Consider the following 12,267-nt stretch of genomic DNA (forward strand, 5'->3'; position numbering starts at 1 on the left):
AATAAACGTTCTAGATCCAAGAAAAGTATGCCGAGTCGTAAAGCTCAGAAAGCTGTTATTGAACAAAGAAATTTAAATCCTGTGCTTGACTCTTGTGGTTAAAAACAGGACATTTTAAATGGTTTATCGCATAGACATTTTAATTGGTGAATAACATTAATTGTAAGCCCAAAATAGAAATGTCCGGTTTCTCCTTCACGCGACAGATAAGTTGACATTTACGACACATGTAATGTCATTAAAAAAATTAAACACTCCATGCACTTAACATGTCTTCTTAGAGATTTTATCTAAAATTATGTATTAAGTTTTTCTTATAATATTGATCAATATTAATTTGGAAGATTTATAGCCGACTTCTTTATTCTTCAAATTTTATTAATCATACCTATTTTCTAAAATTAAAAGAAACAAAATATGTCAAAATTAAAGTTTGATGATTTATTTTTTTCACTATTTTTTCTTACTTTATAAATATTATTAAAATAATTATAGACTCATGCAGTAATTTTCGAACGAATATAATTCAGGTTTTATATTTTTAAAAAAATTTAAGATTATTAGCTTTTTACATAAGAGTAAATATTTATGTCATCTTGTTAAATAGATTTTTAAAATAATTTAACCTTTATTTTTTTGATTCATTTATCCAATACAAAATAAATAATATTATTTAAAAATATTATTATAATCATTTAATAATATTGAAATGAATTTGTTTAAAAACAATATCTTATCCATACTTTCTGTTTATGTTATTTTTTTGGATTTTATTTAATTAAACATTCTTACAAGTGTGTTTTTTAATAAAAATTCTGGTAACTTATAAATAACTTTAAATTATAAATTTAATTGGTACTTTTATTATTTTTTTGGATTAAATCGGAGATTAAATATGAATAAAAATATAAATTTCCATAAATTAAGTATTGATGAGCAAGTAAAATTTGCTTTCTCCTCTGAGCCAGATATTGGAGGGAGATTTATTGGGATGAGGAAAATTCAACAAGGAAGTGTCAATAAACGTACATCATTATTTTCTAGTAAAAAAAATGGTGGAATGATCTCTCTTGAAAGCAACTTGGAATTAGCATATGCACTTGAATTAGAAAGAAATATTAATGTTAAGCACTATCGAACTCAAGCATTAAAAATTGCTTTAAATGAATTTCAATCTGTATATCCAGATTTTTTAATAAAATATAATAATGAAAATATTGAGGTTCATGAGGTAAAACCAAACAAGCTATATCTAAAGCCAGATGATATTGAGCGTTATCAACAAGTAGAGCATATTCTGGATCATTTAAATATTAATTTTAAAATTATTGATAGATTGGATTTATTTATAAATAATGAATATGAACTACTTACAACCTTATATTTTTATCATCGTAACAAAACACTTTCATGGCCAAACTTTCAAATCCAAGAAGCTCTAGAAGTCATTTCCAAACTTAATGTTCAAGTATTGAATGAAATTTATGAAGGCCTTGAAAAGAATAACTTACCGCGTGAGTTAGGTGACTATTTAATTTTTTATAGATATATACCCACTCCTTCTTTTGTTGGATCAAGGAGATCCATTAAGAATATGGAGTTGTTATGAATACTGAACTATTAGTACCAAAAATTGGTCTTAGGTTTTCTTTAAATGGATCATTATTTGAAATAGTCTTTATTCATAATGGTACATTGCGATATTCATCTATATTAGGTGGAAAAAACTTTATAATTAGTGTCGAAAAATTCTGTGAAAAATATAATCTAGGTGAAATAGAAGTAGCTGATAGCTCAGCTAAAGAAATTTTACCTAAAGAAAAAACTGATAATTTAATGAGGAAGCAGGAATATATTAAAAGTGTTTTATACAAAAATAATCATCTTTATTCAAAAAAAGAAGTCTACAAAGTAATTACAGAATTATCAAAACGAATTAATGACCCTACTCCCCCATCTCCTCGCACAGTAATGCGTTGGACAAAATTATATTTAGATAATGATAAATATTTATTTTCTTTAAATAAGTTAAGACCTGGAAATAAATACATGCGTTTTACACCCATAGTAGAAAGCTTAATAGTAAGTGGAATTAAAGAAGTTTTTTTAGATCCTAAAGAAAATAGAAATAGTACTGATGTTATTGCTTATATAAGAGCAAAAATGCTTGAACAAGACATAAGTGTTCATTTATGTCCTTCATTACGTACTATACAGCGAAGAATTCAACAATTAGATCCTTATATAGTAACAAAGGCAAAAAAGGGAACTAGGATTGCTAATAAAACATTTAAAGCAGCTGGCCATAAGAAAAATAGTCCATTTTTAATGGCTGCTGTAGAAATTGATACACATTACTTAGATATAGTAGTTATAGATTCAGAATATAAAGAAGTTATAGGCCGACCATTTTTAAGTTGTGCTATTGATACCTATAGTCGCTGTATAGTTGGTTTTTATTTAAGTATGTTTCCTGTCAATACATCTAGTACATTAGCAGTATTTAGAGATATGCTTGAACGTCCACATACCGGTCTTCCAGGAGGCGTTCCAAGTTTAATCATACCTGATAATGGAGTGGAGTTTAAAAATAGTACATTTAGTCGTGTTTGTAATGAACTCGGTATTACAATTCAACCAGCGCAAAATCGGACTCCAGATGATAAGGCAAAAATTGAAAGATTTTTCGGAACAATTACAAATAACTTAATTCAAAAAATAAGAGGAACAACATTTTCAAACCCTACAAAAAGGGGTGATTATGATTCTAAAAAAAATGCCAGAGCGACTTTAGAAAATATAGAATCTTATATAGATGAGTGGATTAATGAGATATATCATAAAAGTATCCACTCAGAAACAGGTCGAGCTCCTATACTTTTATGGCAAGATTCAATAAAAATATCTCCTCCCCATCTCCTTTCTTTATATTATATTAATATTATTACACGTAAGGCAGTCACAAGAAATATAAATCATGGACAGGTAAAATTTTCTTCTCTTACATATAAATCGCATGTACTCGCTACATTTAAGGCTCAAGGTATATCTACTGTCACTGTAATGATTGATGAGACAAATTTAGAAACTGTTTATATTCAAGATCCCTTTGATAAAAATAATTATATTTTAGCTGATTCAACTGATCTAATTTATACAAAAAATTTAACACTTCATGAACATAAATTAATACAAGAAGAAAAAAAAGAGATGTCAAATACTGACCGAGAAAAGTTAGGTATCTTTGCAGTTGACTATGCTCGCTGGAGATTGTACGCACGAATTCAGTCAGATATGAAGCTAAATAAAAGGAAAGGAAATCAAGTACAAATTCAAATACCCCTTCACTTAAGAGAAAGACTTGAGACTGTGCAATTTAGCAATTGTGATACTGAAATGAAAACAGTTGATAATCTTCCAATTTCTTCTATTACTCCCCAAGAAAGAGTACAGCCAAATTGTGAGAATAATATTCAAAGAAGTACTGAAACTAGTTCAGCTTTTACTACTTTGGAGTTTGATGATGAATAATAGTCACGATATTTTAAATAACATTAGAAAAATTATGAGACTTGTAATAGTCTCTCATGAATTTGAAACTGCCTACGAAGGAATTCTTTTATGTGCAGAAAAGACTGAATTTTATAAGCAGCCATTTGGTTGTTTGCTAATCTCAAAAGGTGGATTAGGTAAGACAACGCTTTGTAAAACAATTGTGAAAAAACATCCAATTACAAATAAAATTGAAAATAATATAAAAAAATTAATTGTACCTGTCTTCTATATAGAAATACCTTCTCCTGCTACGGTGAAATCAGTAGCTAGTGCAATGTTAAGTGCACTACATGATCCTGCTCCTTTCGCTGGTAATACTACCCAGTTAAATTATAGACTCGTTACCTTATTAAAAGCATGTGAAACAAAGCTAATATTTTTAGATGAATTTCATCATTTATTTGATTTGCAAACATCAACTAAGCGTATGAATACAGTTGTATGCAACTGGATAAAGACATTAGTAAATGAAACAGGTATATGTTTTTGTTTAGTAGGACTTCCTGAATTTGAATCACTTCTCAAGATTGATAGTCAACTTGCTCGTAGATTCTCGCAAACTTTTATATTAAATCCTCTAAAAATCAATCAAATAAATGAATTTGGAACATTGCATGCATTTTTACAACAAATCACTTTAAATATAGAGAAAAATTTAAATATAAGTTTTGAACCTTCATTGACCAGCCAATTATTAGCATTGCAGATTTATATTGCAACTAGTGGCTACCATGCTTATCTTATGTTGCTTATTGAAAATTGTTTATTTCAAGTAATTAACAAAGGTGAATACATTGTAACTATTGATAATTTTATTATGGCTTGGAATCAGGGTATTACTTCATATGTTACTAAAATAAGAGGTAATCCATTTAAACTAGATATGGCAAGTATTTCAACAAAGATTAAAGAGTTTAGGTAATATTTATAATGATAACTAATAAAAAATTTCTTATTCTTCCTTTTCCTAAAGAAGATGAGTTTATTTTAAGTTATTTACTAAGATTAAAAAAATATAATGGGTATCCATCTGTAATCTCGCTAATTAAGATAATTTTTGGTGAAAATACTAAAAAAATAAATATTGTCAAAGGAGATTTTAATAAAAATATTTTTTCTAATTTTACTGAACTCACATATTTAGAGATAGATAAGCTATGTCTTAATAAGAAAAATAATGAATATTATTCTGTTGAATATCTCATAGTTTGCCCACTTTGTCTCTTGGAAAGAGATTACATCCCTATTGGATGGTATAAAAGGAATACTATGTGTTCTATTCATTCAATTCCATATATTAGTAGATGTCCACATTGTGATAAATTGTTAAAATGGGAAACCAAAAAATTAGAAATTTGTTTTTTCTGTAAAACTCCAATTTATTTAAATATTGATAAATATATTATAAATCATAAGGATATAAACAACAAAAACAACCTTTTTATAATTTATGATTATTTGTACTCCCATAATTTGATGGATTATCGATCAAGCAATAAGGTGATGCATTCTATAAAATATTTATATAATGCTCTTATGGGATGTGTTAATTTTTTATTAAATCCAGAATATATTATAAGGAATGAAATTAGAAAAATATTTATTCAAATTAACTTAAAACATCATAGTAATAGTGTGATTGAGTATGATTATTTCTTATATATTTTTAAAATCATCAAACTGATAAGAAATCTTTCTGAAGATGGATTAATTATCAAAAGAACCTTATCTAAATATGTAAATATTAACATAATTGAAAGAATTATGAATAACTATGAGATTGAATTGTTTTATTTTCTTACTGGTGATAAAAGGAGAATAAATTTTGACAAAGAGATCTCCTTAGATTTGAATAATTTTTCAAAAATAATTAATAATATTGACTATAGTTCAATATTTTTATTTGTTTCAACTAATTTAGTTGAATTAAATGAATCTAATGAAATATATTTAAATGATTTTATTTTTTTCTGTCAGAAACTATCTAAAAAAATTAGCAAAAAAGACATTAATAAAGATTTTACTTATTATATTGACTTACCTGATAATATTAAATTAATTATTTTTGATACATTATTAACTACACCGTTAAGGCTTTATAATTTTAATTATGAAGATGTATTCTGGAAAATAAAAATTGATAATTTTGAGTTAGAGGAAATAATTGGTTTTTCAATAAGTTCGTACTAATTACTATTGGCAAAACTTAATTTAAACAAAAAAAAGTTTATCCTGGACAAATTGGTTATTAACTTTGTCTTTTCTTATGCTATAGAAAATGAGAACATACAGAGTCTCTGGTTACACCTTTCCCTTGCTCAGCATTTAGGAGTAAGGGATGAACAGTCATACCGAAATAATCGTTATGAAGGCCTAACAAGTATACGACTTGATGTTTTAAATAAAACTTCCTTGCCCCTTAATTTAGACCGTTTAATGCACTGGCATCATTGGATTTTTAGGGAGGATTACCAGATAGCTTTTGATTAAAGCTTCATACTTTGGTTCAGCACCCCAACTAATAAAGCTATCACCGTTCAATACAAATAAGCCTTGTTTATTTTTGGATTCATCCGTATTTAACCATACATAATGTTTGTTAAGGAAAACTTCCTTAATGAGATCCTCTATATTTTCAACTGCAATAGCATTTGTCATGCGCTTACCAACTTCATCATTAGAAGAGTGAATCCAGAATGCTGTTTTATAACCTTGATCTTTTACTCTGCGTAACCAAGGATACTTTTTAATTTCTCCCAGTTGCTGATCTTTGATAACAAACCAAAAACTTTTATCAATAGCCATATTACTTACCCCCAAATTCAACTTTATCTAAAATTTCAAATTTATCTGGATAATAAAACTGATCCAGTCTCTTCATATAGACATCATGCACTAACAATGTGGCTTCATCTGTATGATGTTCTTTTCCTGATAAATCTAAACCATGCCCTAACTGGATTCCACCTAACTCATTTAAGATATAACGATTATGGAAAGCATCACTTTGATCTGTTTCTTTAATTTGACAGATAGTTATTTCAAGAGCTTTAGCAGTATTATTCAAGCCTAATAGCAGTTGATTTTTAATATATTCAGGGCTTGGAGAACTATCTTGTCTGTTTTCTTTATAATAAATTTTCACAGAGGGATATGATGGATTTTTTTTGTGTTCAAATAAATTTAAAAGGCTTTTAATCACGTTTATAGCATTGTCCTTCCAACAATAAGCATCGATAATAATTAAATCCTTTGAACTAGAAACGACAAATTGAGAAATTATTTTTAGAAAATCATCATGTGTTCTATTGAAACTTACTTGTGAAGGTACATTCCAAAGATTCGAAAAAAAAATATTGTCAGGTGGAAGCCAGTCTGTAATTGCAAGTTTGTTCTGAGTGACAATGGCCTTAAAAGGATTTAAATTATGTTCATATATAACTCTTTCATGCCATTCATTAGCATTAATTTGAGCAGATTCTCCAAGACGTTCTAGCATACCTGCTTTATCTAAATATTCACAAAAGCAATCTAAACGCTCTAGAACCTTTTGATCACTTATACCATCTTTTAGTTTAGCTAATCCTTTAATAAATTTACGTTTTTTTTGGTTTGGAAATGTACTTATAAAACGAGGTGTACCAATACCAATACCATTTATACTTTTAAGCCAATTTAAAAGGTTTTCATTTTCTAACCATTGTATTATCACTTTTGGATCTAAAGCATATTCATAAATCATTACAGAGCCTCGTCCAATCTTTCATGGAAGAAACCATTTGGCCATGGGTCTCTAAACTCTCCATCTTCATCCATACGGATTCGCCTAACTTTCACACCATCTTTCGAAGGCTCTAAATAGTTAATGATCACCTTATTATGACTAAAAGCCTTTAGTCCGACTGGAACTTCATTATCAGTATTCTGTCTAATACGTTTTCTGAGTCGTAAAATCAAATGTTCACTGTGCGTTTCAATCAAATAATTTACATGTTCAGTGTTTTGACTTAACAGATCACCAATAGCAACTTGTACTCGTGGGTGTAAATGAAGCTCGGGTTGTTCACATGCAACTAAACCACCCTTTTGTGTAATGGCAGCCACAATTAAAGGCATTAGCTGAGATACACCAGTGCCAATTTCATTTGGTAAAACTGGAATATTGTTATCAACGTCCCAAATAGAATATGTCATACTTTCTTTTTTGAGATTTTCTCTTTTATAAATCCCAAAATCTTCCATTAATATTCTAACTTGATCATCTAGTTCGACCAAATTGAATTCTGAACTAAGTAAGTGATCTTCTAAATATTTCTTTAATTTCTTTAACATCCTTCTATCGTTGTCTAAAATAATTTTTCTTTTCAATGCTTTATTAGTATGATCCAATAAAATAGATATTTTATCTTTCAGCTCATTTGGTTTTGAATTTTTAAGTTTTCTAAAATCTTTAATCAAATTCAAATTACTTAAGAAATAATCTACAAAATCATCTCCGGCTTCTTTAATTGCAGAAATATTACTTTCAAAACTTGAATAATCTTTATTTGTGATTGAAAACATCAATTTCATTAACGCTTTAGATGTTGTACTACCTTTCAATACTTTTTCAAACATGCCTAAAAATGTATCTAGGGCTTCATTATTCGTTTGTGTATCTTCATACAATTCTGCGAATAAATTTGTGGAATTAACAATCTCATCTAAGTCCTTAAATTTAACAATATTACTTTGAAGTTTCATTGTTAATCCGTAACCCAAATTCAGCTTGTCTTCATCTAGCATCCAGCTATTAATCTTTTGTAAGTCGGCGATTTCTGTCTTTAAAAGATTACTCCATGCAGCACTACCATCATACCAATCCGACTGCTCTACATAAGGTAGTGGTTGATAGTTTGCATCAATAATTTTTCGAATTGGCCCAATACAAAGACTGTGATTCAAAATGGACAGTAGATTATCTAAAGGCGCTACGATGACATCCGACAAAATCTCATTGATAACTTCTGTGAGCTTAGGGTCTTCCAACTCTAATATTGTCTTGAGTTTTTGACCTAACTTAGGTAATGCTCCATGTAGAATCTCAATACCTATTGGCTGATGAGTTGATACAAAACCATTCTCCATTAACATGATATTATTAGATAAGAATCCGTCTGCTTCTTCATTCAAAATCGCATGAAATTGACTTAAGAAGCCTTGTTCCGTATATATGATGAAAGGAGTATCTTCCTCAGCACAAAGTTCATTTAATTTTGCTTCTGAAGGCTCATAATCATTGTCTTTATGATATTCCTCGGCATCAAAGCCATCTAAGAATGGATGAATTTCTCCTCCTAGTTCTTTTTCTGCTTCAAACCATTCTGCTTGATTATGGGGTTGCAGTAACTTATGAGCATAATTTAAAGCTGTAATAAAGGCTTGTTTAGAACCAGACGTACTGCTGACCTCAGCAATCAGACTTTCATCAAACCAGATTTTGTAGGTTTTAATATAGGCATTTTTTTCAAATTTTGACCAGCTAATTTCAAATTCAATAGCAACCTTATTAGCATCAATAATTGGACTACTCATTTGTAGATCAATTACATCGCCTAATAAGTCGGCTAAGTGAACGTAACTACTCCCAATAGCATCGCCCTTATCGTATTCAATCTTAAGAGTGATATTGGTATCTAGATCTCGCTTATGCACCAGGTTTTCAAAGCCACCAATATACTTTTTATTCAAAGCATCCAGGTACATTGGATTGCACTGCCCTTTAGACAGGATTTGCTGTACATAGAACAATGCTTTGAGTACGGTGCTTTTTCCCACACTGTTTGGACCAAAAAGTAAAGTCACAGGAGCAAACTCAATGGTTTGAGTTTGCTTAAATGCACGAAAGTTTGTTAGCGAGATTTTGGTTATTTTCATTACTCTACCATTTAAATATTTTTTAAAGTGTGCGACTAAATGCTTTTTGCTGTAATGATCCAAACATTTGATCAATTTTTTCAGCATCTAGATCCATAAGTTGTTTTTGGGAAAGAATCGCCTTTTTAAACTTCACAAATGCCTTCTGATCTTCTAAAGGAGGCAATTCAACAGGAAGTTCTTTGATAATTCCCATATTTAAACCATCCATAATTGCTCCTTTTGCTCGAGATTCAAGGTAATTACGAGCAGTTGGATGCATTAAAAAATATGAATGTAAAAACTCTGGCTCACATTTAGTTTTATCTAATGTGATACAACATAAGTGCTTAGTATTTATTGCTAACGGAATATCTTCAGGAACAACAGCACATCTGCCACAAGTTCCCATAATTGTAATAAGTACATCATTAGGTTTTACTGTATATCGACTCAGCATTTTATATTTCTGTTCAGTAATAAATCTAGGCTTCCCCCATTGGAATTGATTTTTTACAGCGTTATCAATACCAAGAACAGCGATCCCTTCGTCAACAAACTCACTATGCAGTAATTGACTGCCAAACGGCCCAGTTCTCATGCTTTTTTCAGTTTCTAATAAATCTTGAACCATGACAGGTTTAAAGTTTTTACTAGAAAATTTATTCAAAAACGTTGCCTGTAAAAGCTTATCCAATTTTGCAATCGCCTGCTGACGTTTTTGGCGGATTTCATCGGCTTTATCTAGGATTGAAGCAATTCGGCGTTGTTCTTCTAATGACGGTAAGTAAATTTTGATAGATAAACATCTATCAATATCCATATTAGATATATTTGTTGTCTGTCTACCACAATTACGTGCTTGAATTTGAATTGGCTCAGAATTAAACCAATGATAAAGATATCTTGGATTAATCATTTCGCCATTAGCACGAAGAATTGCAATAAATCCACCTGCTGTTGCTTTATAATCGAGGTTATGTACCCAACTGCATTTACCTACTAAATTCCAACTATTCGCTGTTGATACTAAAATATCACCTTCTAATAAATATTTTTGATCATTTTTAATCAATGTCGTAGGAACAGATAAAAGATTCGATTCATCTAGGTTTTTTTGAACATTTGCTGTACGCATACAAACCGCAGAGTTTTCAGAAAAATTTTCAACTAACTCATCTGGCTTATATGTTATTCCACGAATGAATTCAGCAACCTCTCTTAATTCAACGAATTTCACTTAATTAACTCCTCAAGCTCATTCATACCTTGAAGAATTTCATTTTCTAACTGTTTCAGTTCAGCCAAAATAGTTTTTGGGTCTGCATATTCAACCGTTTCATATACTACTTCTTTATAACGGTTAATCGAAAAATCAAACTTATTGGCAATAATATCCTTGGCATCAACCACAAAGGCTTTTTTCGACTTATCTCCAAACGCTGTTTCAATTTCCTCAGCAGAAGCATTATTTAACACAAGCTTACGATATGCTTTCCACTGAGCAACCACATCGGGTAAGTCATTCGAACCCTCACCACTGAGTGGGGTACGTTTATCATCTAAAGAATAACCATCTGCCTGAACGTCATAGAACCAAACACGCTCAGTCGAACCACCTTTGGTGAATAATAGAATTGCAGTACTTACACCGGCATAAGGCTTAAACACACCACTTGGTAAGCTGATAATGCCCTCAAGTTGGTTGTTTTCAATCATCGTCTTACGCAGTTGTTGGTGCGCCGTAGAAGAACCAAATAAAACACCATCAGGCACAATGACTGCCGCACGACCGCCCAGCTTTAAGGCACGTAAAATATGCGCCACAAATAAAAGTTCAGTTTTCTTGGTTTTCACCATTTTAAGTAAAGGCGGATTAATGTTGGATTCATCCAAACTGCCTTTAAATGGTGGGTTTGCCAAAATTACATCAAAGAAGTTTTCTTCTTGCTGTGGATAATGCTCTTTAATCGACTTGTTTAAACTGTCTTGGTACAAAATATTGGCATTGGTCACACCATGTAATGCCATATTCATACTTGATACACGCAGCATGGTACTGTCAAAGTCGAAGCCCCAGAACATATCGTGATTGATATGATCCATATATGGCGTAAGCAAATCACCTAAATAGTTTAGATTGCCATCTTCATCCGGTATCACGCCAAATTCACTTGAATGTTGGCGGTTTAAATATTCACGGGTACGGGCTAAAAATCCGGCTGTACCACAAGCAGGGTCGCATACGTTTTCCGTTGGTTGCGGATCCATGATCTCAATCATGGTATCAATGATATGGCGTGGTGTACGGAATTGACCATTAATGCCTGCGGTGGTGAGTTTACTGAGTAAATACTCGTAGATATCACCTTTGACATCGCTTTGAATCAATGGCAATTGATCAACCATCTTCACCGCAGACACCAATACCGATTCATTTTTAATTTCTAAATCGGCATCTTGCATGTATTCGCTGATGCTACTAAAACCTTGCTCAGTGGTCTTTTTGCTACCTAACTCTGCAAAAAATGGAAAAACTTTGCTTTTTAAATGCTGATGTAATTCTTTACCACTTAAATTTTTAAAGTTTTTCCAACGTAATAACTGACCTTCTGGTGTTTGTGGAAATAAACGACCTGTAACCGTCAAACCTTTGGCTGCTTTATTATCTGCAACGTCTTCTTGCATATCCAACATACGTGCAAACATCAGGTAACTGATTTGCTCAATGACTGTTAAAGGATTGGTAATGCCTCCGGTCCAAAATTTTTCCCAAAGTTTATCAATATCGTTTCGAATAGATCCAGTTAGCATAGC

Annotated in this window: 9 protein-coding genes; 4 read left to right on the forward strand and 5 right to left on the reverse strand. The window is 30.8% G+C overall.

Features of this window, described 5'->3' with window-relative positions:
- The first annotated feature begins 895 nt into the window (after nt 1-895).
- From E0409_RS14145 to E0409_RS14160, 4 genes are read left to right on the forward strand one after another with little or no spacing between them, the layout of a single operon-like run.
- Complete coding sequence (locus E0409_RS14145) at nt 896-1,609, forward strand: PDDEXK family nuclease (RefSeq protein WP_131291861.1); 714 nt, start codon at nt 896-898, stop codon at nt 1,607-1,609.
- Nucleotides 1,606-3,531 (forward strand): TnsB C-terminal domain-containing protein, encoded by a 1,926-nt coding sequence (locus tag E0409_RS14150; protein ID WP_131291863.1) that lies wholly within the window; start codon nt 1,606-1,608, stop codon nt 3,529-3,531. Before E0409_RS14145 ends, E0409_RS14150 begins: the two co-directional genes overlap by 4 nt.
- Nucleotides 3,524-4,477: a TniB family NTP-binding protein gene (locus tag E0409_RS14155; RefSeq protein WP_131291865.1), complete on the forward strand. Its 954-nt coding sequence runs from the start codon at nt 3,524-3,526 to the stop codon at nt 4,475-4,477. The genes E0409_RS14150 and E0409_RS14155 overlap by 8 nt, the downstream gene beginning before the upstream one ends.
- Nucleotides 4,478-4,485: 8 nt before the next feature.
- Complete coding sequence (locus tag E0409_RS14160; protein ID WP_131291867.1) at nt 4,486-5,745, forward strand: TniQ family protein; 1,260 nt, start codon at nt 4,486-4,488, stop codon at nt 5,743-5,745.
- Between the two features lie 243 nt (nt 5,746-5,988).
- Here E0409_RS14160 and E0409_RS14165 read toward each other — a convergent pair whose 3' ends face one another.
- From E0409_RS14165 to E0409_RS14185, 5 genes are read right to left on the reverse strand one after another with little or no spacing between them, the layout of a single operon-like run.
- The gene (locus E0409_RS14165; RefSeq protein ID WP_131291869.1) at nt 5,989-6,360 is read right to left on the reverse strand and encodes a hypothetical protein; all 372 of its coding nucleotides are present in this window, start codon (nt 6,358-6,360) and stop codon (nt 5,989-5,991) included.
- 1 nt (nt 6,361) lies between these two features.
- On the reverse strand, nt 6,362-7,297 hold the full coding sequence (locus E0409_RS14170; RefSeq protein WP_131291871.1) for a hypothetical protein: 936 nt from the start codon (nt 7,295-7,297) through the stop codon (nt 6,362-6,364).
- Nucleotides 7,297-9,558 (reverse strand): AAA family ATPase, encoded by a 2,262-nt coding sequence (locus tag E0409_RS14175; protein ID WP_131291873.1) that lies wholly within the window; start codon nt 9,556-9,558, stop codon nt 7,297-7,299. The genes E0409_RS14170 and E0409_RS14175 overlap by 1 nt, the downstream gene beginning before the upstream one ends.
- Complete coding sequence (locus E0409_RS14180) at nt 9,494-10,690, reverse strand: restriction endonuclease subunit S (protein WP_131291876.1); 1,197 nt, start codon at nt 10,688-10,690, stop codon at nt 9,494-9,496. Before E0409_RS14180 ends, E0409_RS14175 begins: the two co-directional genes overlap by 65 nt.
- Nucleotides 10,687-12,264, reverse strand: coding sequence for a type I restriction-modification system subunit M (locus tag E0409_RS14185; RefSeq protein ID WP_131291878.1), 1,578 nt, complete (start codon nt 12,262-12,264; stop codon nt 10,687-10,689). The genes E0409_RS14180 and E0409_RS14185 overlap by 4 nt, the downstream gene beginning before the upstream one ends.
- Nucleotides 12,265-12,267: the final 3 nt, after the last annotated feature.

The organism is Acinetobacter sp. ANC 4862 (assembly GCF_004336635.1).
Lineage (GTDB): Bacteria > Pseudomonadota > Gammaproteobacteria > Pseudomonadales > Moraxellaceae > Acinetobacter.

What these genes read in the sequence shown, in the direction of transcription:
- E0409_RS14145 (WP_131291861.1), top strand. Translation starts at nt 896, where the DNA reads ATGAATAAAAATATAAATTTCCATAAATTAAGTATTGATGAGCAAGTA.
- E0409_RS14185 (WP_131291878.1), bottom strand. Translation starts at nt 12,264, where the DNA reads ATGCTAACTGGATCTATTCGAAACGATATTGATAAACTTTGGGAAAAA.
- E0409_RS14175 (WP_131291873.1), bottom strand. Translation starts at nt 9,558, where the DNA reads ATGCTGAAAAAATTGATCAAATGTTTGGATCATTACAGCAAAAAGCAT.
- E0409_RS14170 (WP_131291871.1), bottom strand. Translation starts at nt 7,297, where the DNA reads ATGATTTATGAATATGCTTTAGATCCAAAAGTGATAATACAATGGTTA.
- E0409_RS14165 (WP_131291869.1), bottom strand. Translation starts at nt 6,360, where the DNA reads ATGGCTATTGATAAAAGTTTTTGGTTTGTTATCAAAGATCAGCAACTG.
- E0409_RS14160 (WP_131291867.1), top strand. Translation starts at nt 4,486, where the DNA reads ATGATAACTAATAAAAAATTTCTTATTCTTCCTTTTCCTAAAGAAGAT.
- E0409_RS14150 (WP_131291863.1), top strand. Translation starts at nt 1,606, where the DNA reads ATGAATACTGAACTATTAGTACCAAAAATTGGTCTTAGGTTTTCTTTA.
- E0409_RS14155 (WP_131291865.1), top strand. Translation starts at nt 3,524, where the DNA reads ATGAATAATAGTCACGATATTTTAAATAACATTAGAAAAATTATGAGA.